Here is a 24,545-nt window from a genome sequence, read left to right as displayed (position 1 = left end):
GTAACGGAAGAAGATGTGATAAAAAGTAAAAGGAGCCATGGTGTGTGATAAGCCATAGGTTCCTTTTTGCTTTCTAAAAAGGAGTAACATGGCAAAACTTATTTTTACTTCCCGATATTTAAAAGATGCAAAACCATCTCAGAAAGAAAATTATGTCCATTACATTGGAACGCGGAAAGGGGTAGAGAAAATTGATACAAGTAAAAAGCACCTCCCAGCAACGGTGAGTCAAAAGAAGTTAGTGCATCAGCTCCTGCAGGATTTTCCGGCGACAAAAGAAATGCTGGAGTATGAAGATTATCAAAGAAAACCAACAATCGAAAATGCCTCGGAATTTATTTCCTGTGCATTGGAACAAAATCTTGATATAGCAGCGACGCGAAAAAATTATGTGGATTATCTGGCGCATCGTCCCCGTGTAGAAAAGATTGGGGAGCATGGCCTGTTTACAGATGAGGGAGAACCGGTGGTTCTTGGACAGGTGCAGAATCAGGTGGCAGATCACAAGGGAATTGTGTGGACACATGTGATTTCCCTTCGGCGCGAGGACGCAGCCCGGTTAGGGTACGACAGTGCTGTTCAGTGGATGGCATTGCTGCGTTCCAAACGGGCAATGCTGTGTAAGCATATGAAAATTGACAGCGCCAATCTGAAATGGTACGCTGCATTTCATAATGAAAGCCATCATCCTCATGTTCATCTATTGGTGTACTCAGTAAAAGATGGAGAAGGGTATCTGACAAAGCAGTCGATTGAGGCCATGCGTTCTGAGCTGGCACATGATATTTTCCGTCAAGATTTTGCAAATATTTATGAGGAGCAGGCACAGTCTCGTATGGATTTAAAGGAACGGTCGGAAGTTGTAATGAAAACATGGATAGATGAAATACGGGCGGGGACGCTTAAGAGTTCGGAAATTGAAACCAGTATGATGCAGCTTTCTAAACGGCTGCAGAATACAGGCGGGAAAAAGGTTTATGGCTACCTGAAGAGAGATGTGAAGGATCTGGTTGATCATATCGTAGATGAGTTGGAGAAAGATGACCGGGTGTCTGCCCTGTACCGGGAATGGGGGCTATGGCAGGATGAGATTGTGAAGACCTACCGAAAACAGACGGAAGAATTACCGCCTTTATCAAAACAGCCTAAATTAAAAAGTATCAAAAATATGGTGATTGCAGAAGCATTGAGGCTTGGCAGTCATCATTTTTTGTTTGAAGAGAATGAAGATGGATACTCAGAACCAAAGGACGATTTTTTTATACAAGAACCAGATCCGGTAGCAGAGCTGACAGGGGAACTAGATTCGGACTATGCGGAGGAGGAACTCAAGCAAGAGCTTTTTCCTAATGGCAGAAAAGAAAAATCCAGTTCCAACTGGTGGACAGATGGATATATACAGGCTAGGAATTATTTGTATGGCAGCGATTCTACATTACAGGATTTTGAAAAGGCATATCAGAAGTTCCTTCAGGAAGCAGAGCAGGGGAATGGGTTTGCCATGCACGACCTTGGCCGGATGTTTGCGGATGGCTTGGGACGGGATGCGGATGTGGGGCTGGCACAGAAATGGTATGAGAAAGCATTGGAAGCATTTCTTGTAAGAGAAGAATCCGTAAAGAAAAAGGAGAAACCATATCTGCAATATCGTATTGGGAAAATGTATGCTTCTGGTTTGGGAGCAGAACAAAATTATGAAAAGGCGGCACACTGGTTTTCTCAGGCGGCTGCAATGGACCATAAGTATGCCCAGTATTCTCTGGCTGGGCTTTACCGACGGGGACGGGGGGTGGAGCAAAATGATATGCGGGCATTCTCTTTATACAGGAGTTCGGCAGAACAGGGAAATCCTTATGCCAGTCTGGAACTGGCAAAGATGTATCGGGATGGTCTTGGTACAGAGCCGGATCCCAAACTAGCAGAGAGAGGATTTCAGGATGCGTATTCCGGTTTCGTGATATTGGAAGAAAAAAGTCATGATGATAAACTGCAGTACCGAATTGGTCAGATGCTCCACACAGGAACGGGAACCGAAGCGGATGATAAGAGAGCAGCTGAATATTGGGAAAAGTCTGCCAAGCTTGGAAATACCAATGCTCAGTATGCACTCGGAAAACTCTGGCTGGAAACGGGAAGTGGAGACAGCGGCCAGGCAGTGGAATGGCTTACAAAAGCAGCAAATGCAGAGCACTCAGCTGCCCAGTATGTGTTGGGGAAATTATACCAGGATGGTGTGTATTTTAATAAAGATATGGATCAGGCCATGAAATGGTTCCGCTCTGCAGCAGAACTTGGAAATGAATATGCTGCATATCGGATGGGATGTTTGTTGCTTTTGGGGGAGGAAATACCGAAGGATGTGGAAGCGGCTGTGAAGTGGCTCAGTCTGTCAGCGGAAAAAGGAAATCCGTATGCGCAGTATCGGCTTGGAATGCTATATCTCAAGGGGGAAGAGTTTTCTCCCCAAGTGGAAGTGGCAATGAAATGGCTTCAACAGGCAGCGGAGCAGAAAAATGAATGGGCCTTTTATCAGTTAGGGAAGTTATATCTTTCAGGAGAACATGTAACGAAAAATGTGGAAACAGCAGTACATTACCTGGGACTATGTGCGGAAAAAGGAAACCAGTATGCTCAGTATGCGTTGGGAAAGTTATATCTCTGTGGCAGAGATGTTTCCCGTGATCGGGAAAAGGCAGTGGAATATCTGACAGCATCGGCAGAACAAGGAAATCTGTATGCCAGTTTTTTACTGGAACATCTGGATGCATATCAGGATCCGTCCTTGTTTCTGGCAGCAACCAGACTGCTTCATCATCTGGAAAAGCTGTTTTGCGAAGAAGTACAGAGACCAATGGAAATGAAGCGGTATCAGATTGACCGGAAACGACGCAGGAAACTGTCAGAGAAAAAGCAGGCTCAAGGACATCATAGGGATGATCAGGAGCCGGCACAAGGTATTTATTGACGAAGGAGGATGGCATGGGAGAATTTGTTTATTTTACGGAAGAACAGAAACAGAGGGCCAATGCGGTGGATCTGGAAGATTTTCTTTCCAGGCAGGGGGAAAAGCTGCTTCGTTCTGGAAGAGAAAAGCGCCTGGCCAGTGATCACAGTATTACAGTGAGGGGAAATCGATGGTATGATCACGCGACAGAAAAGGGAGGCTGTGCCATTGACTTTGTGCGGATGTTTTATAACCAGAGCTTTCCGGACGCAGTTACAATGCTGCTTAGCGGAGAACAGGGAGTTGCATACCAGGAAAGCGTGAATCAGCAACCAGAACCGAAAAAGCCATTCGTACTTCCAGAAGCGAACCAGACCATGCACCGTGCTTTTGCGTATCTGATAAAGACAAGGTGTGTGGATCCTAAAGTAGTATCTGTATTTGCAGGAAAACACATGATTTATGAAGATGTCAAATATCATAATGTTGTGTTTGTGGGTTTTGATTCAGATGGAATTCCACGCCATGCACATAAAAGGGGAACCTGTCAGAAGGGACAACCATTTAAGGGGAATGTAGAAGGATGCGATCCAAGGTACAGTTTTCGTTGGGTTGGGAAGAGCAATACCGTGTATGTATTTGAGGCACCGATTGATATGCTGTCTTTTATTTCCATGTATCAAAAGGGGTGGATGGATCATAGTTATGTGGCACTCTGTGGGGTGGCAGAACATGCGTTGATGCAGCTTTTGAATGATGCACCGCACATCTCCCAAATTGCTTTATGTCTGGATCATGATAAGGCGGGAATCCAGGCAAGGGAACGGATAAAGAAAAACCTGTCTGAGCGGGGATACCATATGATATTCTCGCTTTTTTCAAATCTTAAGGATTGGAATGAGGATCTTCAAGAACTGAAGAAGCCACCGCCGGAATATATGAACAGACAGCAGACAGTTATACAGATGATGTGAGAGGAGGGGAGTAGGATACAGGGAGTCATTATATTTATTTGTATAGGTTTGGGGATGTTCGCTGTAATCGGCAGTCTGGTAATGATATCAAATCATTATACCTTAAACGGAATTAAATCGAGAACGGTAGGAGACGGGCAGTATGGAACTGCACGGTTTGCAACGGAAAAGGAAATACGGGAAACGTATGCTCATGTACCATATGAACCGGAGCAATGGAGAGCAGGAAAGCGTCTACCAAAAGAGCAGGGGCTGGTAGTTGGATACAAAAAGAAAGGAAATTCCATCACAGCACTGGTAGACAGTGGAGATATTCACTGTCTCATGATCGGGGCAGCAGGAGTGGGTAAGACCGCAAACTTCTTATACCCCAATATCGAATATGCCTGTGCTTCTGGAATGAGTTTTCTCACCACAGACACGAAGGGCGATCTGTTTCGTAATTATGCAGGTATAGCCAAGGAATATTATGGCTATCGGATTTCCATTCTGGATTTACGAAATCCCACCCGTTCTGATGGCAACAATATCCTGACGCTGGTTAATAAATACATGGATGAGTATTTAAAGAATCCTGAAAATCTGGCAGCAAAGGCAAGAGCAGAGAAGTATGCAAAAATTACAGCTAAAACAATCATCTGCTCTGAAGGGGCTTCTGCCAGCAGTTATGGACAAAATGCTTTTTTCTATGATGCAGCAGAAGGTTTGCTGACTTCTGTGATTCTGTTGATTGCAGAGTATTGCCCGCCAGAGAAACGCCATATCATTTCTGTGTTCAAGCTGATTCAGGATCTTCTGGCGCCATCCCCCGTGAAGAACCGGAGCCTGTTCCAGTTACTTATGGATAAGCTACCACCTACTCACAAGGCGAAGTGGTTTGCAGGAGCAGCTTTAAATTCTGCGGATCAGGCAATGGCCTCTGTGCTATCCACAACCATGTCCAGATTGAATGCGTTTCTGGATTCTGAAATGGAACAGATCCTGTGCTTTGAGAGTACCTTGGACACGGAAACATTCTGTAGGGAAAAGTCAGCAATTTTTATTGTGCTGCCGGAAGAAGATAACACGAAGTATTTTATGGTATCCCTGTTTTTACAGCAGCTTTACCGGGAAATGTTGACGATTGCAGATGAACATGGAGGAAAGCTGCCCAACAGAGTCATGATGTTTGCGGATGAAATCGGAACCATACCGAAAATTGAATCCATGGAGATGATGTTTTCTGCAGGCCGTTCCAGACGGATCAGCATGGTTCCTATCATTCAGAGCTTTGCGCAGTTGGAAAAGAATTATGGAAAAGAAGGTTCCAGTATTATCATCGATAACTGCCAGGATATTTTGTTTGGAGGTTTTGCACCAAACTCAGAGAGCGCAGAAATCTTATCCAAAGCATTGGGAAACAGAACGGTGTTGTCTGGTTCTATATCCAAAGGAAAAAATGACCCCAGCCAGAGCCTGCAGATGATGAGCAGACCATTAATGGCGCCGGAGGAGTTAAAGACATTGCCAAAAGGGAATTTCATTCTTGCTAAGACGGGGGTATGCCCTATGAAAACAAGACTTCCTTTGTTTTTAAAATGGGGTATCCGGTTTGAGGAGGTTTATGAAGTCCCGGAACAGGCAGCAAGAGAAGTTGTATATGCTGACCGATTGGAATTGGAGGAGGAAATAGTAAGGCGGTCTGATTTTGATGAGGAAGATTTATGGAGGGGATCTGTTGAAAGCGGAAAGTTGGAGGAGGCTTCTTTTTTAGGAGGAAAGGCTCATGGAGAGACAGCGAAGGAAAAACAGCATAAGGCAGCTACTCGAAGACCACCTCTTAGAACCGATTAGCAGAGAGGAGAACAGATGGCTTATTTTTCTAAAATTTATTCTTCAGATCTGCCCCATCGGGCTAAAGCTGTGTATATGTATTTGAAAGACCGGAGTAATACAGACGGACAATGCTATCCTGCGATTGGTACTATCGCAAAGGAATTAAACCTATCACGGAGAACTGTAGAGCGGGCGATTCAGGATCTGGTAAAGGCTGGGCTTATAAAAAAGGAACAGAGGTGGCGTGAAAACGGAGGAAAAAGCAGTCTTTTATATACGCTGATAGACAGCAGCTAGAAGATACGCCACCAAGGGATCAGTTTGTTTTCTTGGTGGCATATGGGATATGGCAATATGACATATGAAGAGAAGGTATCACTTGAAGAAATATAATAATCAGAGAAAAAATTAGACAGTTATCTATAAAAAAGGAAGGTGGGTGTGAGGTTAATGCGTATCAATTTTTGGTGAATATAAAACAACTTAGGGTAAGAAAAATATTCCCGAATAAAACAATATGTGGTATAATAAAAAAAAATGCTATGTGAACAAAAAGGGTGCTGCGATGAAACAATATATTGGACAGCAATTTGCTGCTTTAAGATACGAAAAAAATATTTTGGTTGTTGAAGAAACTACATCTGCTGGTGGATGCGGCTCCTTCAACGCGGCTTCTTCATGTCCTGCGTCAGCCTGTCTTTATGACAGTGCGGCGTGGGGCTTTTTTATTGCCTGAAAGGAGTATGAGAACATGAGTCTGAAATATACCTGCCCCAGCTGTGGAACCCCCTTGGGTTATGAGGGATTGTGTTGGAAATGTAAGTGCGAGCAAGAACGGCAAGCTGCTCTTGCCTGGACGCCGGAACAAATCACGCAGAAACAGAAAAACCTGATCCAGAACATCCAGAAGCTGGCTGATATGGAGGACCCGGAGTTCACCGACTTTTGGCAGCTGCTTGGCTACCATGATGCCATCACCCCGGAGATTCAGCAGGTGGCACTGGCCGCAGAGGTGTTTTGGCCCTGTGAGCTCTACTACCACGCGCCAGAGGATGTGCGGGACGCTTTAGTTGCTGCCCTGCTAAAAGCAGAATACTCTCGGAATGCCGCCGACCTGATGAGTTGCCTTGCTATGCAAGGAGATGACAAGGCAATGGAGACTCTGCTGGAGCTGGAGCGAAATCCCCGGCCCTGGCGCAAGGGTCTCTATGTAGACTCATCCAGCTATGCGCAGATCGGAGGCTGGACCTTCGACAAGGAGGGCCAGAGAATCCAACTCAACTTCGACACCTGCTATCCTATGGTCAAGGGAACCACTGGCGAGAAATCTCCCATCCGCATTGGCCGAGCACGGGAGGACACCTGTCCCCACTGCGGCGGACACATGGTGGATATTTTGGTGCTGGATGGCCGGGATGAGCGGCTGAAATTCCTGGGGCTGGACGGCATCCTGACCGCCACCTGCTGCCCCAACTGTGTGGGATTTTTGAAAGGCCCCGCCTTCAACCGCTTTACTCTGGACGGCGGCGTGGAGGTCTTTCCCTCCGAACTCTTTGATGGTGCGGAGAAGACGAAGTGCTATGTTCGGCCCGAGGACTACAAGGCCCTCACTGAAAATCCCTTTGTGCTGGGCAAGACGCCGGTACCCTTGTTTTACGGCGCGGCCTGTCAGGATGTGAACACCATCGGCGGCTTTGCCAACTGGGTGCAGGACGCGGAATATACGACCTGTCCTCACTGCGGCAAGCCCATGAAGTATCTGGCCCAAATCCAGTGGGATACGGTGTTTGACTGTGCGGAGGGCACGCTCTATGTGGAGTTCTGCCCGGACTGCCATATCGTGTCCATGCAGCACCAGCAGACCTGAAAGGGAGAACGCCATGAAAAAGAGAACGGTTAAGGACTTTATTGCTCTGTACGCCCCGGAAGATGAGGAAAAGCTGGTACTGATTCAGGACGGTATCAGCGCGGATAAAACTTTTCTGGATACCTTCTGGGCGGCGCATACCCATGTCCTCGCAATGGCAGATGTCCAGACTGGACAGGTGATCTCCAGTCGATGCTACCTGAGCTGGCCGCTGACGGACAAGGAACGGGATGCCGGTGACTATTCCAAGCGGTTCGCCAAGGGCCAGATATACCGGATCAAAGCCCGCGGCTGGAAAGGTGATGCCCTCAGTGAACCCCAGTGGTATGTCACGGAAGTGTTGGAGGAAGGTGTGTCCTGTCCGGCACTGGAGGAAATCTGGGCGGAATATACAAAACCCATTCTTCTGAAAGATGAAGTGCTGGGAACCCTCACGCTGGATCGTGAGATGAGCACATTCGATGGGACCTGTAAGTGGATGGGAAAAGAAGTCCAGATCTCGTTGGATGTGGAGATTGAAAAGAAAGCGTCCTGGACCCGCGTCACCAATGTGATGAAAAAACTGCTGGCAGATCAGGAAGTCTGGGATAAATCTCTGCGAACTATGGCTGCCCAGAAACTCACTGCTCAGGCCAACGAATGGCTGGCCGACAATGACCAGACTGACCGAAACCCGGAGAAAGACCCCATCACCGAGGATGAGTTCGCCCGGCGCATCCTGCTCACCGAGTTTACAGTATCTCCTGGTGGGCGTTTTACCGTCTGGTATGAGGACGACGATATGTTCTGGGGCCATGTGGTCACTGTGGATGGGACACTGAAAAAAGGCCCTGTTGACGCTGATATACAGGGCTGACTACAACCGTTTATGGAAGGAGGTGCCCATTATGTGCGAGCACTGCCGAAACATTCAAATATGGAGAAAATTTGATGCCCCCAAGGACTACCTGGCCTGTATTGCTTATATTCAGCAGTTGGTGGGACAAGGCGAATTTGAACTGATAGCAGAGGACTCCACCTGCTCGCTGGAGAAGGTAAAGACTGAGGATGGATGGGCAGACGAAATTATGGCTCACATGATTAGGTGCAAGCACTGTGGCCAGATCTTCACCTGTGTGGTCAACACCTGGCGAGGCAGTGGACACTTCAAAAAAGGCAAGGGATAACACAGAAAAGGCGGTGAAACGATGAATCGGACAGAAGAAATAAAGCTGCTGGAGCAACTCGAACAGTGGAATAGCAAGGACGAGTATTCCCAGTGCATCCAGGCCATCGAAGCTATCCCGGAACAGGAGCGGGGCTATTTGCTGACCGTCAAGCTGAGTCGGGCTTACAGCAATCTGGCGGTTCTGGGAGATCATGGAGTGCATGGGACCGACGGTGAAGTGGACGAGGATCTCATCCGACACGCCATTGATCTGCTGGAGTCCGTCCGCACCCAGGGAGAGAACGACCCTTACTGGAACTCCCGGATGGGCTATTCCTGCCTGATGGCATACCGCTCCGCAGCCACCGCCTATGAATACGCAAAATGCTGGCTGGCCCTGGCCCCGGATGACCCAGCCGCCCAAAAGCTGGTTCGGGACTGCGAGGAATATCTGGAGGAGGAAAAAGCTCTGGAGCTGGATTTAAAAGAGCGGGAGGAAATCATCCGAAAGGAAACTCCCGATGATGTAAAGGGGGGTATCTGTAAATGAACAGTGGACAGATCACAGCATTTTTGCAAGAGCATTGGTACATTGCCTGGGTGCTCATCGGGGCCGTGATTTTAATTGGGGCGATCCGCAACTGGAACTGGCTCTGCGACCCCACTGGTACGCGGGATGCTCATCGACACAGCAGAGGATACCGGCGTGTGGTTTTCTTTCTGCTGGGTGTCCTCCTGATTGTGGTGAGTATCTGGGGATTTGTGCTGAAATTGAAATAGGAGGAGCAATCCCATGACCCAAGAAGAACAGATCCGACTCTATCGGCTGATGGAAAAACTCAACTGGTTTTTCCACCAAGAGATGCACTACCTGAATAGAGATATTGCGGAAAAGACCGCACGGGAGTGTTACCCGGAGATTCGGGATTTTACATACGATATTTTGTGGAATGACCTGCCCAAAGAGGTGCAAGAACAACTTGAAGCAGATTAACCCCCAATGACTTTGTACTGGCTCAGGAGGTGGAACTACAATGTCGATCACTGCTTATAAAATAGAAGCCGTCGGCCATGACCGAACCGGCGAAGACTATGGCTATGTAAATATCATGTACCGCTACGGCAACAAACAGCCCTGCCCCCGACCGGATCAGTGCGAAAAGATGGAAGTCATGTGGGCGAATGAGAGCGTCTATGGACCTCCTGCCCCCGGCAGCAAGGTGGGGGATTCTATACAGACATGGCTGATGGGCTCCTGGAACTGCGGCGTGTTTACCCACTGGGAGATCGCCCAGCGGCTGATGGATGCCTTCACTGGCCTGAAACTCAAGGAGCTGGAATGGTTCGAGAACCCCAGAGAAAAGACACTGAAAAACGGCAAACCCCGTGCGCGCCGGGCCAAGTGGCTGCCGGAGCGGGAGGCGGATTTGGTCTATCTCTACGCCGACCACTACATTGACGCCAGAAATCCGACTCCCGCAGAAACCGACTTTTTCACCGTCACAAGGATGGACGCCTGGGGCGTGAGCACCTGGTTTATGTGTACCCCACAGGCCGCTGAGAAGCTGATTGCCATGGATTACGACAATCTGGCCGTCAAGGAAACCACCATTGTGGGATAGGAGAAAACGAATGATGACTTTGGAACAACTGCCTCCCAAGGGCGTAAAGCGAGAACAGGCCATTTTGGAGCTGGGCAAGGATGAAGCAAACGGCGAACTGCTGTTCCAGCTTGTGAATACAGAAAAGGGCAAGTGCAAAACGGCTGCTCAGAAGGCCTTGGCGCAGCTGGAGTATGCCCCTGCTGCCCCACTGTGGGCCAAACTGGTCAAGGGCAAATGGATGGGCAGCAATATCATGTCAGATGCCTGCTCCGACTGTGTATCGGAGCAGATCGCCCCGGTTATTCTGAAGACTCTCTCCCAGCTGCTGGACGAGGGGGACACAAAGCCACTGGATATAGAACAACTGAACTTCTGTTTCCATTTGATGTTGGGGAAAGCCTCGCCTAAAATGCTGGAGGTCTACCGCTTCCTGGCGGAAAACACCCAGCGGATCGCCCAGCTGAAACGCACGCCTGTTTATTCTCGTGATGATTGTACCTCCTGGTGGATTACGGACGGGCTTCGCATTTGGGATGCCACACCCAAGGAAAAAGAGAAAATTCCCGCTGTAGTGCTGACCGCCGCCCTGATCCGCAACCCGGATGAGCGACTGCAAGCATTGGCTGATGAGCTGAATGAACGCTACGGCGGCAGCTGGCTGATGCCGGTCTTTATGAAGGCAATCATCACCCAGCCCAAGGAGCAGGTGTATGAGACCTATTCGCCCCTTCTGGATACGCCGCAAAAAGGCTATTTGTTCCATGCGCTGGGAATGCTCCATTACCGCTGTTATCCGGAAGGCTGGACCTATGAACGCCTGGGCCCGGATGGAATGATCGCTCTGATTTTTTGGGGTTATTATAGCTATGGAACCTATGACACAAGGTTTATGATTGAACGCTATGTGGATCTGGATGAGCGGTGGTTCTTTGATCTGGCTAAAGACCCAGAAGGACGCAAACCTACGGTGACATGGCAGACTTACAACCGGGGCGGTGTTCTGTATGGAAGCTACGACGAAATGTTCATCAGTCTGCTGCCCCGCAAGGTGGAAAACCCGGAACTGAAGCGCATTCTACGGGACTACTTCCGTATTCGCAGCGAAAAAGTGAGAGTGGAAGAAAGTATTACTGTTTACAAAGACGCTGCTGAGCGGTTCGGAGATGAATAATAATTGAAACAACAACGAAAGCAGGTGTCTTATGTACCAAATTGCATATATTGGCCGCTGGGAGACTCTCCCGGAAACGGCTGCCGCCATCTGTGATCATGACACTCCCAAGCTGGAGGCGCTGCTCCAAGACGGTCTGGATTTAGATGTTCCCATCCAACTCAGCGAATACATCAAGCTAATGCCATTGGAAATCGCGGTTTTTCGGAATGATGTGCCCATGATTCACTTCCTACTGGAGCATGGAGCTGATTCCGGTCTGGCAGAGGAACAGCCCTTGCTGCTCACCGCTGTCCGCTGTTGTGGGTCAGAGGTGGTGGCGCTCTTTGCTGGACAGGCCGCAAAACTCAGCCCGAAGCAGAAAGAGCGGGCCTTCCAGGAAGTGCGCTGGGGCAAGCGCCCGGAGAATATCCAGGTGCTGGAGCAAGCCGGGATCACAGTGGACAAGTTTGGCGGCGAGGCATTCCGGGCCGCTGTGTCCGAAGGCAATACCAAACTTGCCCGACTGCTTCTGGAAAAAGGGGCAGACATCAATTACCACAAGCCGGACATGGTGTTTCCGAACGCCTCCACCGCTGTCACTGAAGCTGTCCGACACAAAAATCTCCCCATGGTGCGTTGGCTCATTGAGCAAGGAGCCGACATCACCATTGCTGACAAATACGGCGACCGGCCTTACACCGTGGCGGTGCAGAACAAAAATCAGGAGCTGGCCGACTACTTAAAAGCCTTGGAACCGGAGGAATGGCACAACGAACAGGAAAAGGTCCGGCAGCTCATGCCCTATAAGCTGCCCGCCAAGCTGGTGGAATATCTAAAAACCGGCCCCCTGCGGCTGGAGTTCCAGGAGCAGGAATGGGTGAAATGGGCGGAGCTGTACGCCTACATGGATGTGCAGGAGATGACCTGGAAACGAAAAAAGCTGCTCTCCCTCATGGCGGCCATGGATAATTACAGCGACTACCTGCTGCTGTGGAGCCCCAGGGACAAAAAGCTGTGGTATCTGGACATCGAGCATGAGGAATTCCACCCTCTGGCCAAATGGGACGACTTCATCGCAGACCCAGGCCGGTATCTGAACGGGATGATCGAGGGTGAGTTTGAGGAATAAGGAGCAAACCGATGACAGAAGAAAACAGAACTTACATCACCCATCTCAAAGCTGCCTGCATTGAGGGGTAAGGAGGATACCATGATGAAACTGAATTGTAAACGCATTGATTTACCATATACGCCCGGCGAGGAGATCTTCACCTTTCCCGAGGAATCGGGACTTCCCTTTCTTTTCGATGTAGAGGAAGAACTGACTGCTGATCCTGCCGCTATGGATGCGGTGGGAGAAATGCTGGATGAGGCGGAGAAACTGGCGGAAAAGGCCAAAGCCGCTATCAAAGGGGCGCTGGCGGACGAGGACAGCTGCTACCATAGCGTTGTGACATTTTTCATGGAGTTCCACCGGGACGAGGTAGGCCCTGATATTGCGGCGGATCTTTTTCCAGGAACCGACCTGGCCAAGCTGTCCTTTACTGAGATGGTGGACTTTTTGCGGCTCAAACGGTTTGGCAGCCTGGTGGATAGCGAGATGAACCAGCAAGTTTTCATTCTGGATCTGTCCTTCAATCCGGAAATCACCGACGAACTGATGGTGGTCTACTTTGATTTGAAGAAGGAGATTTTCTGTATCACACATGAGAGCTGAGGAACGAAAAAGAGAAAAATATCTGCCCACACTTCTGATCCAGCAGATCCGCCTGCAATGGTATAAAGACTGTCGGGGCGGAAACGCCGCCGCACAACGAAACCAGTATCCCAGAGCGATGCGGCTGCCTAAAGACTTCTTCTCTTACTATTCCTTTGGCCTGCCTACACACTTTGTATCTATCTTACAGAGGCCCGATGGATTTCAGATCGATAAGGACTGTCGCAGGCTAATGGAATGGAAGCCTAATAGCACAATGCGGCTTCACCCTTTTGAACTGATTCAGCTGGAGTCCGGAATCCAGGTGCGTTACCGCTATGATTGGCATATTGGTGCGATGCCGGAGCGATATACCTATGATAAGACCGGGCAAAAACAGCCTCTCAATGAGCTGGCACTGGATTTGATTCCTGGTGATTATGGTCGGGCTGTCTGCAATGGGCGGTTCCGAGACTGGGACACCGGGATCTGGTATTATGTGCTGGACATTTTGAATGTGATGCCGCTTGCAGAACCCACCGACTCATTGACCAGTTTTATGGACAGAGAACCGAATAAGATATATACCCAGATCGACCGGCTGTGGTGACGAAAGACAGGAGGATACTACCATGACGAAAGAACGCATCCCTATCTCTGGCGATCTGGGCAGCAAGGTTAAGCAGCTGATGGAGTACGCCGGATGGTACGAAGGCCGCAGTGTGGATATTTCCATTGCGGAGAAGTATTACGCCGATCATGGCGTCCCGATGATGAAGACCACCCAACGATTTTACCGCAAGTATTTCGGCCTGTGCTGCGAGTGGTACTTGGCGCAGAAAAAGCTGAAATGGGCGGCTGACTTTGAGTTTGCTTTGTTCCCTTACCTGGTCAACGAGATCAAAAACCATTTGGAAGAAGCCTATTTCCGGGATATGTCCGGCTGTGAGCTGGCGGAAATCGAACAGGCTGCCGGTCAGAAGTGCCAGCCCATCGGTCACATCGGCTACTACTACCCGGCAGAGGTTTGGATCTCGGAGTACGGGAAACTGTATGCGAAATATGAGTATCAGGACGAGATTGAGTGCTTTCCTGATGTGTTTGCCCTGATCGAACGGGAACTGCGGCAGTGCAACTTTGATTCCGCTGCCATGAAAACAGTTGAGGCACTGGATGGAAAGGTATGACGAAACAATAAGGAGAAAATGTTATGAACATGAAAGAAAAACTGGAGTCGTTGGGCAAAAACAGCATTGTGTTGAAAATTGCTAAGAAAGAAAAATATAAGCTGGGCGCCACCCGCTTCGGTGGGAAGCCGGATGTGCCCCCGGACTTCGTTTGGCCTACTTATGAGGGCGAGAGCTATGACCATGTGGTGAAGGATCGTCCCCTCACTTTCCTGGCACAGTTCAACTGTGAGGAGCTGGCCCAGTTTGACAAAGAGCATCTTCTGCCCGATCACGGCCTGCTCTCCTTCTTCTATGAAACGGATACCCAGTGCTGGGGCTATGACCCCAAGGACAAGGGCTGCGCCCGCGTCTATTGGTTTGAGGATCTTTCGGCACTGTCCGCTGCAAACTTTCCTGTTGATATGGAGGAAGATTTCAAATTTCCTATGGTCAAGATCAAGATGGACGCAAAATACTCCTATCCTTCCTGGCAGGACTTCCATGAGGTGTTCCCGGATGAGAAGGATGACGAGGCTTTCAACGATGCATGGGAGGAACTGACCGGCGAGGACCCAGAGGACCCGGATGACCGCTCCCAGCTGCTGGGCTGGCCCTATGTGATCTAGAACAGCATGTTTGCCGAATGTGATTTGGTTAACCAAGGATACTATCTGGGCAATGGCTGGGTTAAGATTCCAAAGGAGGTTCGTCAGCGGGCGGAAGAAACGGCCCGTGACCGCTGGATGCTGCTGTTCCAGCTGGATATCGTGGAGTATGGCGACTTCGAGCTGATGTTCGGAAACTGCGGGCACATCTATTTCTACATCACCAAAGAGGACCTGGCAGCCCGCCGCTTTGATCGGATATGGCTGGTCCTCCAGTGCTACTAAAAACATGAAACAGGACTTTACTATTTGGCGCAATCAAATATTACAGAATCCGCGGGACATTTTACCGCTGAAATTCGGAATATCGCAGGATGAGGTCATAGAAATCTTCGGGAATCCTGATGCCGTTTCCACCATGAAAAGCGATGGGAAACCTTTGATCCTCAAATACCATGACATTGAACTGCATTTCGATAGAAAGGCTCCTCATGGGCTCTACTTGATTTACAGCGACGATGAGATTGAACTGAGCATCACAGCCGAGCACGAAGAAACGCTGCAACCAATCACCAACACAGAGCCGGTGGACAACGAATTTTTCCTTCGGGATGGAGCCGTCTATTTCTCTGGCCTATATGAAAACGGCTTGTTGAAGGGTGTTGCGCCCAAAGACTTCTGCTGCTGGCGTTACTGGGGCAAATCCTCTACGGCCTGCTTTCTCGGCGGGATTCGCCTGCGTGGAGCAGTCCCGGCATCGTTTCGGGTGTTAAACTATGCCTACGCGATTGACAAAGCAGCCGTCTACACCACCAGCGGGAGAATTCCAGATGTAGATCTGGCAGCCTTCCAGGTATTAGACAATGGCCAGAACGATTCAGGTGCGCCCCAGGGATATGCAAAGGACAGCCGGCAGGTCTACTTTCATAACGGGGACGGCAGGGTGAAAATCATCAAGGGCGCGGAAGTTTCCTCTTTCCGCTCGTTGGGCGATACCTATTTTGCCAGGGATGAGAAACGGATCTATGCCTACGGCAAACAGCTTCCAAAGGCAGAGCTGACTTCCTGGGAACTACTTGGGCACTGGTATTCCCGCGATGCCAAGCGGGTGTATTACCTCAACCGGGAGATCAAGGGGGCGGATCGGGACAGTTTCACAGTCTGCACTCCTATGGATGCGGCTCCGCTTGCCGATCATCTGGCCCGCGACAAAGACCATTTTTACCAGAACGATGAGATGATAGACGAAACACTGTGGCTGGAAAGGCTGCACGAGATAACCTAAAAACCGTAAACGGAGGAAAACGACAATGGACTATTTGAAAATACTGCATGAAAACCCTGATTTGGCAGAGGAATTTGATTCGCTGTTCGACTTCTTCCTGCTGGATGAGTTATCCCCGCGGGATGACGCGGAAGGCCGATGCACCTTTTCAATGCCCGGCATGGCGTTTGCCAGAGATGGCTCCGGCGGAGAATACCACCTGTTGGAAGATGGCTCCATTGGATATTACAGCAGCGAAGGTGAGGCAGGCCGTCTGGCCGAGAGCATGGACGCTCTCTTTTCCCTGATTGTGAGCTGTATCTGCTGGCACGACTGCTGTGACGCAAAGCAGTATGTAGATTCCAAAACACTGGAGGAATATGGGCAGAGACAGCGTAACACAAACTTGGAAGATATGGATAGCTTGCGGCGGGTGTCTGATGCGCTCGGTATCCCTACCGGTGAGCCGCTGGCTCCGGTTCTGGAGCGGTTCCGCAAAGCAACCCAGCGTGAGCCCGTGTATCAGTGTATATTCCACGAGGACGACGGAAGCTTGACCGAATCATACGGTTTGATGTTTGAATGAGAAAGGAGGAATCACGATGAAAACATTTGATCCGAATTATAAACTGCTGGACGAGATGTATCAGGACGATTACTATCCTGCTTTTCTGGTAGACAAGGTAAAGGACGAGCTTCAGAAGGTCATCGACCTGTTGGAAGGCGGCGAAACCGATACCGAAGTGGTGCAGGAAACGCTGGACGAGGCGGTCTGCGGCATCAATGATCTCCAGGAGGAGTTTGACGAGAACGACAGCGAGATCGAAACGGTGGCACGGGAATGTATCGCGGCAACCGTGGCCTACATTCTGGAGTGGTTTGGCATCCCCATTGACACCGAGGAGGCCATCCGGGAAAGGGATTGGTGAAAACGATGTCCATTGAAAAAATGTTTGGCGAACTGGATAAGATCGACATTCTGGCAGAAACCAAAACCGGAGAAGTTCTAATGGTTTTGGTCTGCAATGGCTTTATTGACGGCTCCCCGGAAACGCAGAAGGCCCTGCTGGACAAGATGGAGGGCTATCTGAACCACACCCAGAGCGAGGAATTTCAAAAGGAATATGGGGATCGGCCCGTAATTCTGCGTGTGACCCTTGGCCGGGAGCCGGATGAGCACATCCTGGCCCTGCTCAGCAAGTGCCCTGCTTGGGCAGAGGACTATGGCGTAGAGCTGGAAATAGAAATTGGAGGAAAACAGGTTCGCATTGTAGAGAGCTGACCGATGCTTAAACCGAATCAACAGGAGGAAACCACTATGCCGACTACCGAATGGCTAAATAAATACGAATCAATCAAGGATAAACTGGTCTGCAAAACGGACCTGGACGCTCATTTCACAGAAAAAGTGATTGGGAACATGGGCGTGAATGTGCTGGACATTGGTGCCGTCCACTTCCCTACCGGGACGATCTTCGCCTGCGATCCTCTGGTGGAGCTGGAGGATACACCGCCCTTAATCCAGACGATCCCCGCCGGGACTTATCCCGTAAAGATCTGCGTGGTGCCCAGTGAAAAATACGGCGACCGCTACGCCTGTGTCAAGGTGGAGGTCAGTCGGGAGAAGCCTGTCCGCTATGAGTTGGGTATGACGGGCAAAGAAGATCTGGACGAGGACGATTATTTTGGCTTTGGCGTAGACGCCGGGATGGGCTGCGTTGCGGACATCCAGACCCAGGCGGCTTTCAAGACATACTGGGCTAAGCGGCTGGAGGAAGCCCCGGACATTGACCCCTACAACGACCTGTTCTGCGACTTACTGGAGGAAAACGCCCAAGCCTACCCCAAATATCAGGGGGACTGCGGCGACTGGCTCAACTGGACAGTGCCGGACACGGACTGCAACCTGCCCATCTTCTCCTCCGGCTGGGGTGATGGTTACTATCCCGTCTACTTCGGCTACGACGCCAAGGGCGAAGTCTGCGCCGTGTATGTGCGCTTCATCGACATTGAAGCCAGCTACAAGGAGCAGGAATAAGGAGGCGCACTATGGAATTACCGAAACGGGCGCGGACAGTGAACTGGGAGAGCGGTGTCCTGACCTTAGATGGGGAAAAGCAATTTGAAGTCCCGGAGCTGACCGCAGAGATCATGGAGCAGCTGGCCGGTTACACCCTGGTGGGCTTTCATGTGAAAGGCTATCCGGTGACCGATGAACTGCTTGCCCCCTTTGCCGGGCATAAAAGCATGGCCAACTTCAGCGTGGAGGACGGTGCGCTCACCGACGCCTGCTTTCCCGTTTTTTCTGCTATGCCCAAGCTGCGCTATCTGCTGTTGGACGGCAACGCCGCCATTCACGGCAGCGGCCTGTCCTCCTTGCAAGGCTGCAAGCTGGACCTTTTGACCCTTAACCGGACCGGGCTGGATGATGCCGGTCTGCTCCAGGCGGCTTCCATCCCCAAGCTCTCCCACATCCAGATCGACCATACCGCCGTTACCTATGAGGGCCTGTTGGCCAGCGCCGGCAACAACCGCATTGAGCCGGTATCCCATGTGCAATTCACCAAGAAGCAGATGGAACACTTCTCCCAGCTCCAACGGGAAAAGGCCAAAAAGCCCGTCCAACTGGATGGGCAGGCGGCGGAAGAATGTCGCAGAATCTTGTCCGCTTTCTTTGCCGAGATGACAGAATGGGAGAAATACATGGAGCAGGCTGGGTTTGAAGATGCTGATGCTGTGCCCCGCGTGCTGGCAATTTGGGAGAAGTATGTGAGCGAAAAGCCCCGTCCGGGCTATCGACCTCTGGGCCTCTCATACAGCGCCCAGGGCACCTACAACGGGGAAGAATTCCTTGACGCAGAGCAGATTACCAAAAACAAGCTCTACATTTACACCAGAGAGAAAAACACCGGCTTTGACCGTCGTTTCCTCATGAAGCGCGTGGGCGAGGGCTGGATGATCGATGCGGTGCAGGAGCGGCTGGACGGCTGGCAGCGAACAGGATTGTGAGGCATCACATGGCTTGGGAATATGAAACCTTTGGCTCGGACGGTCAATGCAAATTGTTCGGTGTGAACATCTTTGACTACGACTGGCAACCCACTGGGAAGCGAGTAAAAGTCCAAGACCCGATCTATCACCAAAACCATACCTTCGAGGTCTGGCAGGTAGAGATTGACGGGCAGATCCACCGCTTTGCTGCTGGAGAGTTCTCCAACTGCGTATGGGGATTTTATTTAGAGAAAGACGGATGAAAGGAGTGTGTGGGCGCATGAGCCGAATTGTTGATGAACCCTACTTTACATATAGTGCCTACAGCGCCCTCGCCACCGGCATCCAGGTGAAATGCCCCAAGTGCCACGGCGCAGGTGTGGTGACAGCGGATGATGACAACGCCTATTTCCGATGCCTGAGCTGCGGTCATCAGGAAATCTGTGACTGGACGATTTACCGCTATGATGTTCATAACCAATGCAAAAACTGCGGCAGGTACTACCGAGTGGATATTGAAGATACAGCAAAACAGCACTTTTCCGTTCTCCATGTGGCCTGTCCCTATTGCGGGGCAATCATGTCGGGAGAAGTCCATAAAACAGCGGAGGCTTTCTCCTACATTGCTGATATTCAGAACGGACGAGAACCCTATTTTGGCCTGGAACTTTGGTTTTTGACCTCCTTCCAGGGTAAGCCAGTCTGGGCCCTCAACCGGGAGCACCTTGCCTATCTGATCGACTATCTCAGTGCCGATTTGCGGGAAAAGCCGCCGGGAAGAGCGAAAAAGACCCAGGCCGATCATCTTCCAACCTTTATGAAAACCGCAAAGAATCGGGAGCGGATCGTGAAGCTGCTGAAGAAAATGTAGGAGAAATGAGAATGGAACAGAAAGTAATTTACAACGGCCAAATTCTTACTCTGACTCACTTTTGGGCAACGGGAGAGCCTTGCCTGTGGATCACCGACCCACAGCAGATCGGGATGCCTAAAATGGAGTTTGTGGGAGGCCACCCGGACGAATACTGCATTTTCCTGAAAAATCTGACAGAAACAGAACTGTCACAGATCACATCTCTGGACGGTGCTCCACTGGATTTGAAAGAAGAACTAAGCGACATCGAATGAGGAGAACACTATGAAAGACCTTTGCCAATACGGAAACCGGCCAGAGGACGAATGGGAAATCTTGCCCTGGATACCTGATCTGCGCCCGCCCTTCAAAATTTGGGTGAAACCAGAGCAGATCGCGCCATTCTTTCTCATTCCCCACCACCCCTATGCGATCTCCCTTCTGCTAAAGATCAGCGACGGATTCCGGACAGAGGAATTCCGACGACTGGGACTGATCGGCAGCAGCAAGGACTGGGAACAGCTTGTCCGGGGCGTGATCCAGGAGTTCGAGGAAAGTAACAGCGGCGTGGATCTGTTTCACTTCGACTCCGACGAGGATGTGTTCTGCGTGTACTCCCAGTACATCGACGATTTGATGCTGCTGTCCAAAATGATCCGGGCGGCCTGTGATGATGTAAAAGCGATGCGGACTTATCTGGGTATAGGTGAGGTGGAACATGAGAAATAAGGAGCAGGAGTTTGCATGGCGAAAAGTAATAGAAGCCTGCATGGAGGATGTGAAAAATCACTTCGCTGACATCCAGCAGGCCATTGAGTTTGGTTGGTACATCCAGCCGGACAACTACTTTGTGTCCTACATCTTTGCCACCGACTCGCAATTAGAGACGGCGCGGCGGAGCGGCCTGACGGAACAGATCAATTCCTATCACAGAGAGCAGCTGATAAAGCGTCATTACCCCATTGAGGGAATCAAGGACTGCACCTTTGCCTCCCAGGAGGAATGTGACCGGGAATTTGGCGGGAATTGGTATTACTATTTCAAATGATACGATGAGGGTATCGAGATGATTGAATATATCAAGCTCTTTTGGGAGGACGCACCGGAGGGAGAACCATTGGTGATCCTCTATGAAGTGGATACAGGAAATGAGCGGCTGGCTCTCCGCTCCATTGACATCTTTGCGGATGGCCGCACCCGCAATATCCCTGCTCTTTACGAAGGCGCTATCGAGATCACGCCGATCCCCACCGTGGATGAACTGAACGCCCATGTCTGGGGCGAGGAATTCCACGCCTGCGTCATAGAGAAAGCGGAATTTGAGGCTATCTGGGAAAGCCGATTTTATAGCGGAGCGTTTTGAAAAGCGAGGAATGACAATGGTTGAGATCAATCGCGTCTGGATCAATGTGGATACAGACACCAACAAAATCATACTATTCGGCCGCCCCCGTGTATCCATCCGTGTGGATGAGTACATTTGGAGTTTGATCAAAGAACATATCGTGAAGCCCCATAAGCTCATGCGCAGCGAAAAGCATAGGTATCTGCTGAAAATTTCGTTTCACCGATTTGATCCGGTGCGGCACCGATATTATCCGCTTTCCCCGTACAACGGGCCGCTTCGGGAAGGCGTCAAGCCGGACAGCGCAAACGGATGGTATCCCCGTGAGGACTTTGCAGACGCTGAGGAACGCGCCACCTGGTTCTCTCCTGATAAAATCTGGACAAACTGCGGAAACAAGGTTCTGGATGTCAATATTGATGCCGCCAATGTGAGCGCGAGCATCACCACCAGAGAATATGCTGACCTGCTGTTCGATGGAATCGGGTCAGCATTGGTGTTTAATTTCAAAAGGCTCAAGCGCGAGGAGTTTGATGCGTTGAAATCCGAGATCGACTGGAGCGTGGTAGAGAGTTTTCCCTTTCCCGCACCCTTTGAAGATCAGCAATACATTGGAGATGAAGGCAAAATTCATGTGTATTCCTGGGATGGCAGACAGGAAACGACTCTTGTAGGCCCCTATTCCGTGCGGGAATTGTATCTGGAACATTTCGGAGAATAGTTAGGAGGAATCTGATGAAACAGACAGATATTTATACCGAGGCTCTGTCTTGCCTGCGCCTAATTTTGTTGGCTGATCACCCTGAATTTGAAAACTGGATCGACTGGCTGGAGCGGGATATTGAGGACTGGACCCAGCGGCGGGAGGTCGCCCACCACCTTCGGGCATACGGAGGCATGGGTTCCTTCAACGACCTACCCAGTATGCGTGGAAATCATGACTATATTTTCGGCTTTCTCAAGTCAGTGTGCTATGCCTTCGGCCACCTTTATGGCAAACGAGAAGGAGTTTCTCCGGAGGCGTTGATGGAGGAATGCGTTCGCGGCATGGAGCAGGAAGATTATTATTGCCGCAAGGAACTGAACCAAGCCATTGCCCAGCACTTGATGCAGGGCGATTTGCAGGAAAATTGGGATAAGCTGTAGGAGGATAAATGATGGTTCAAGCGTGGCGCAAGGTGGATTTTGGCACCGGAACGGTCACCTTTCTGGATGACACACAAAAAGAAGATATACTGCAAGTGGAATATCCAAACGGATTTTTGTTGGATATGGGCTGGTATCAGGACAGATATATCATTCTTGTCATTCGGGATTTTGATTGGGTGCATCCGGTCAAGCAGTATGAAACGGCAGATAGGGATCAACTTCCTGCGCTGTTGACAGAGGCGGTTCGCAGTGTAGAACGGGCATCTCAGAATGACAAAGTGGAGAAATGGTGCAAAGAATCGTGAGGTAAGCGTATGGCAAAGGACATCAGGGAGTGCCTGCTGGAGCAGGCAAGAAAATTTCATCAGTGGCAGGAAATCACTTATCCCGGAAAAACCACCGAGGAGATTGGCGGTGTGTGGGAGGTTGATTACCCTGCGTGGAATGATATATTTGATGCCTTTTGCCATGTGTTGACCCAAATGAATGTAGAAATGGCAGACAGCGTCCTGATGGATGAGATGGTCTATTTAATTGCCAGGGACAACGAAGCGGAGGGATTTATACAGGAAACCACTTCCCATCCCCAATGGTTTGAGTGCCTCTGCCGCAGGGCCTCAGCCTCCAATGAGAGTGAGGCCAAGTGGCAGTTTGCCGCCTATCTGCCGGAATGCTCATGTAGTCAGAAAGTCAGGGACATAATTCTGGATTTCGCAAAGGACCCCAATGAATATGTGAGCCGTCGGGCGCTTTTGGCGATGCCCGCTCTGCGTCCTGACTGTGTGGAACAGTTCGCTCCGCTGTTTTGGGAGCGCAACTGTTACTCTCCTGAGCTTCAGGAATACCAGCGGATCGCCGTTCTGGTCTCACTGGATGCCATCCATTCCGACCTGCTTCCACAATACTTGGAACGGGCCAAGCAGGATGGTCGGAGCTATCTGCTGGAACACGCAAAAAGGATTGAAGGAGGACTTTCCATGAACGAAAAACTATTTCGCACCCAATTCAATCAAATGGAAAACACCGAGAAGCAGGCGCTGATGGAAAGCCTGGCTGCTCGTTATGATATGACCTTTCTCGGTCTACATACCTTTGACCGTTGGGGCCAGAGCTGCACCACCGGCATCTTCGAGAAAGATGGCCGGGAGTTCGTCTTTGTCCCCGGAGATACCGTCACCCTGGGCTGGGAGCAGTTTGCCGTGGGACTGAATCAGGAGAGCCGGGAGGAATTGGACTATCTGTTCCAGGAGTGGGAGATGGAACCGCAGAACCCGGAGGAGATGATCCGGGAAAGCATGGCTCCCGTTCGGCAGGCGGCCATTGGCCCCATGCTGGTGGGCCGGGAGTTGGAGGAACTCTGCTGGGAGCCAGTCAAGATAGATGATTCCAGACTGACCGCCCATCCTGACTGGCTGAAGGAGTTCCGGGATTTTGCCTGGAGTGACAGCAGCAGTCTTACCTTGCATCAGTCGGCTCGCATAGAACGGACAGAAGATGGATTTCAGACCTGGATTTATAACCGCACAGACTACAATGCGCTTCTTGCCAGGCTGGAAAAGCAGGGGCTTTCGCTGCCCACGGTGGACGAGTGGGCCTACCTGTGTGGCGGCGGATGTCGGACCCTGTTCCCATGGGGAGATGGGTTAGACTACTCCATGCATCTGCACTGGTTTGAGGACATGGATGAGGATGAGAACCGGCCCTATGACATGGAGGAACCCAACTTCTTCGGCCTGTCCATCGCCTACGATCCCTATATGCGGGAAGTGGTGCAGGCTGATAGGCTTACCACCTGCGGCGGCGATGGCGGATGTAATATCTGCGGTGGGCTGGGCCCATTTCTCGGTTTCCTGCCCTGTTCGCCCCACTGTAAGCCGGAAGTGCAGGAGGACAATGAACTAAACGGAGATTATGACTTTTATCGGCCTATCATTCGGCTGGAGAACTATGATTGACAATAGAAGCTTGA

33 protein-coding genes and 1 pseudogene are annotated in these 24,545 nt (G+C 50.4%); all 34 read left to right on the top strand.

Annotated elements, in window-relative coordinates:
• Positions 1-88 precede the first annotated feature (88 nt).
• The 34 genes and pseudogenes from mobP3 (at position 89) to DW677_RS18235 (ending at position 24,531) form a co-directional block, all read left to right on the top strand.
• A complete protein-coding gene (gene mobP3 / locus DW677_RS03620) occupies positions 89-2,965 on the top strand; it encodes a MobP3 family relaxase (protein ID WP_117471955.1) in 2,877 nt (958 codons plus the stop codon).
• A 14-nt stretch (positions 2,966-2,979) separates the two neighbouring features.
• The gene (locus DW677_RS03615) at positions 2,980-3,918 is read left to right on the top strand and encodes a DUF3991 and toprim domain-containing protein (RefSeq protein ID WP_117471953.1); all 939 of its coding nucleotides are present in this window, start codon (positions 2,980-2,982) and stop codon (positions 3,916-3,918) included.
• A gap of 54 nt (positions 3,919-3,972) precedes the next feature.
• Positions 3,973-5,751 carry a VirD4-like conjugal transfer protein, CD1115 family gene (locus tag DW677_RS03610; RefSeq protein ID WP_117471952.1) on the top strand — a complete coding sequence of 593 codons (1,779 nt, stop codon included), beginning with the start codon at positions 3,973-3,975 and terminating at the stop codon, positions 5,749-5,751.
• Between the two features lie 15 nt (positions 5,752-5,766).
• A complete protein-coding gene (locus DW677_RS03605) occupies positions 5,767-6,030 on the top strand; it encodes a helix-turn-helix domain-containing protein (RefSeq protein ID WP_002593789.1) in 264 nt (87 codons plus the stop codon).
• A 268-nt stretch (positions 6,031-6,298) separates the two neighbouring features.
• Positions 6,299-6,469, top strand: a complete 171-nt coding sequence (locus DW677_RS18240) for a hypothetical protein (protein WP_181968292.1) — start codon at positions 6,299-6,301, stop codon at positions 6,467-6,469.
• A 15-nt stretch (positions 6,470-6,484) separates the two neighbouring features.
• Positions 6,485-7,600, top strand: coding sequence for a hypothetical protein (locus DW677_RS03595; protein ID WP_117566503.1), 1,116 nt, complete (start codon positions 6,485-6,487; stop codon positions 7,598-7,600).
• A gap of 13 nt (positions 7,601-7,613) precedes the next feature.
• Positions 7,614-8,456: a DUF2262 domain-containing protein gene (locus DW677_RS03590; RefSeq protein WP_117471946.1), complete on the top strand. Its 843-nt coding sequence runs from the start codon at positions 7,614-7,616 to the stop codon at positions 8,454-8,456.
• Positions 8,457-8,487: 31 nt separating this feature from the next.
• On the top strand, positions 8,488-8,766 hold the full coding sequence (locus DW677_RS03585) for a hypothetical protein (RefSeq protein WP_117471944.1): 279 nt from the start codon (positions 8,488-8,490) through the stop codon (positions 8,764-8,766).
• A gap of 21 nt (positions 8,767-8,787) precedes the next feature.
• Positions 8,788-9,297, top strand: coding sequence for a hypothetical protein (locus tag DW677_RS03580; protein ID WP_117471942.1), 510 nt, complete (start codon positions 8,788-8,790; stop codon positions 9,295-9,297).
• A complete protein-coding gene (locus DW677_RS03575; RefSeq protein WP_117471940.1) occupies positions 9,294-9,527 on the top strand; it encodes an immunity 17 family protein in 234 nt (77 codons plus the stop codon). Before DW677_RS03580 ends, DW677_RS03575 begins: the two co-directional genes overlap by 4 nt.
• A 13-nt stretch (positions 9,528-9,540) precedes the next feature.
• Positions 9,541-9,741: a hypothetical protein gene (locus DW677_RS03570; protein ID WP_117471938.1), complete on the top strand. Its 201-nt coding sequence runs from the start codon at positions 9,541-9,543 to the stop codon at positions 9,739-9,741.
• 40 nt (positions 9,742-9,781) lie between these two features.
• Complete coding sequence (locus tag DW677_RS03565) at positions 9,782-10,369, top strand: hypothetical protein (protein WP_117471936.1); 588 nt, start codon at positions 9,782-9,784, stop codon at positions 10,367-10,369.
• A 10-nt stretch (positions 10,370-10,379) separates the two neighbouring features.
• Positions 10,380-11,522, top strand: a complete 1,143-nt coding sequence (locus DW677_RS03560; protein ID WP_117566502.1) for a hypothetical protein — start codon at positions 10,380-10,382, stop codon at positions 11,520-11,522.
• A 31-nt stretch (positions 11,523-11,553) separates the two neighbouring features.
• Positions 11,554-12,633, top strand: a complete 1,080-nt coding sequence (locus tag DW677_RS03555; protein WP_117471932.1) for an ankyrin repeat domain-containing protein — start codon at positions 11,554-11,556, stop codon at positions 12,631-12,633.
• 84 nt (positions 12,634-12,717) lie between these two features.
• The gene (locus DW677_RS03550) at positions 12,718-13,221 is read left to right on the top strand and encodes a DUF2004 domain-containing protein (RefSeq protein WP_117471930.1); all 504 of its coding nucleotides are present in this window, start codon (positions 12,718-12,720) and stop codon (positions 13,219-13,221) included.
• Complete coding sequence (locus DW677_RS19155) at positions 13,211-13,810, top strand: hypothetical protein (protein WP_117471928.1); 600 nt, start codon at positions 13,211-13,213, stop codon at positions 13,808-13,810. The genes DW677_RS03550 and DW677_RS19155 overlap by 11 nt, the downstream gene beginning before the upstream one ends.
• Before the next feature lie 22 nt (positions 13,811-13,832).
• Positions 13,833-14,387: an SUKH-3 domain-containing protein gene (locus DW677_RS03540; protein WP_117471926.1), complete on the top strand. Its 555-nt coding sequence runs from the start codon at positions 13,833-13,835 to the stop codon at positions 14,385-14,387.
• A gap of 23 nt (positions 14,388-14,410) precedes the next feature.
• Positions 14,411-15,259, top strand: a pseudogene (locus DW677_RS03535) (YwqG family protein).
• Positions 15,225-16,259: a DKNYY domain-containing protein gene (locus tag DW677_RS03530; protein ID WP_242990540.1), complete on the top strand. Its 1,035-nt coding sequence runs from the start codon at positions 15,225-15,227 to the stop codon at positions 16,257-16,259. The pseudogene DW677_RS03535 and the gene DW677_RS03530 overlap by 35 nt, the downstream one beginning before the upstream one ends.
• 25 nt (positions 16,260-16,284) lie before the next feature.
• The gene (locus DW677_RS03525) at positions 16,285-16,824 is read left to right on the top strand and encodes a hypothetical protein (protein WP_117566501.1); all 540 of its coding nucleotides are present in this window, start codon (positions 16,285-16,287) and stop codon (positions 16,822-16,824) included.
• 16 nt (positions 16,825-16,840) lie between these two features.
• Entirely contained in the window at positions 16,841-17,167 is a 327-nt protein-coding gene (locus DW677_RS03520) for a DUF5713 family protein (RefSeq protein WP_117471920.1), read from the top strand.
• A gap of 5 nt (positions 17,168-17,172) precedes the next feature.
• Positions 17,173-17,520, top strand: coding sequence for a DUF6572 domain-containing protein (locus DW677_RS03515; RefSeq protein WP_117471918.1), 348 nt, complete (start codon positions 17,173-17,175; stop codon positions 17,518-17,520).
• A 3-nt stretch (positions 17,521-17,523) separates the two neighbouring features.
• Positions 17,524-18,276 carry a DUF4241 domain-containing protein gene (locus DW677_RS03510; protein ID WP_117566500.1) on the top strand — a complete coding sequence of 251 codons (753 nt, stop codon included), beginning with the start codon at positions 17,524-17,526 and terminating at the stop codon, positions 18,274-18,276.
• 11 nt (positions 18,277-18,287) lie between these two features.
• Positions 18,288-19,247, top strand: coding sequence for an NTF2 fold immunity protein (locus DW677_RS03505; RefSeq protein WP_117566499.1), 960 nt, complete (start codon positions 18,288-18,290; stop codon positions 19,245-19,247).
• Between the two features lie 8 nt (positions 19,248-19,255).
• Complete coding sequence (locus tag DW677_RS03500) at positions 19,256-19,492, top strand: hypothetical protein (protein ID WP_117471912.1); 237 nt, start codon at positions 19,256-19,258, stop codon at positions 19,490-19,492.
• 17 nt (positions 19,493-19,509) lie between these two features.
• A complete protein-coding gene (locus tag DW677_RS03495) occupies positions 19,510-20,100 on the top strand; it encodes a hypothetical protein (protein WP_117471910.1) in 591 nt (196 codons plus the stop codon).
• Between the two features lie 11 nt (positions 20,101-20,111).
• Positions 20,112-20,357, top strand: a complete 246-nt coding sequence (locus DW677_RS03490) for a hypothetical protein (protein WP_181968291.1) — start codon at positions 20,112-20,114, stop codon at positions 20,355-20,357.
• 10 nt (positions 20,358-20,367) lie between these two features.
• Positions 20,368-20,811, top strand: a complete 444-nt coding sequence (locus tag DW677_RS03485; RefSeq protein WP_117471906.1) for an Imm51 family immunity protein — start codon at positions 20,368-20,370, stop codon at positions 20,809-20,811.
• A complete protein-coding gene (locus DW677_RS03480; protein ID WP_117471904.1) occupies positions 20,801-21,130 on the top strand; it encodes a hypothetical protein in 330 nt (109 codons plus the stop codon). The genes DW677_RS03485 and DW677_RS03480 overlap by 11 nt, the downstream gene beginning before the upstream one ends.
• Positions 21,131-21,148: 18 nt before the next feature.
• Positions 21,149-21,445, top strand: a complete 297-nt coding sequence (locus DW677_RS03475; RefSeq protein WP_117471902.1) for a hypothetical protein — start codon at positions 21,149-21,151, stop codon at positions 21,443-21,445.
• 16 nt (positions 21,446-21,461) lie between these two features.
• Complete coding sequence (locus DW677_RS03470) at positions 21,462-22,148, top strand: hypothetical protein (RefSeq protein ID WP_242992102.1); 687 nt, start codon at positions 21,462-21,464, stop codon at positions 22,146-22,148.
• 14 nt (positions 22,149-22,162) lie between these two features.
• Positions 22,163-22,573 (top strand): hypothetical protein, encoded by a 411-nt coding sequence (locus DW677_RS03465; protein ID WP_117471900.1) that lies wholly within the window; start codon positions 22,163-22,165, stop codon positions 22,571-22,573.
• Between the two features lie 8 nt (positions 22,574-22,581).
• Positions 22,582-22,881, top strand: a complete 300-nt coding sequence (locus DW677_RS03460; protein WP_242990538.1) for a hypothetical protein — start codon at positions 22,582-22,584, stop codon at positions 22,879-22,881.
• A gap of 9 nt (positions 22,882-22,890) precedes the next feature.
• Complete coding sequence (locus tag DW677_RS18235) at positions 22,891-24,531, top strand: hypothetical protein (protein WP_181968290.1); 1,641 nt, start codon at positions 22,891-22,893, stop codon at positions 24,529-24,531.
• The last annotated feature ends 14 nt before the right edge of the window (positions 24,532-24,545 follow it).

The sequence above is a fragment of the Clostridium sp. AM25-23AC genome (assembly GCF_003435125.1).
GTDB lineage: Bacteria > Bacillota > Clostridia > Lachnospirales > Lachnospiraceae > Pilosibacter > Pilosibacter fragilis.
Note: the sequence above shows the minus strand (reverse complement) of the source record. Positions and strands in the feature narration are given on the sequence as shown.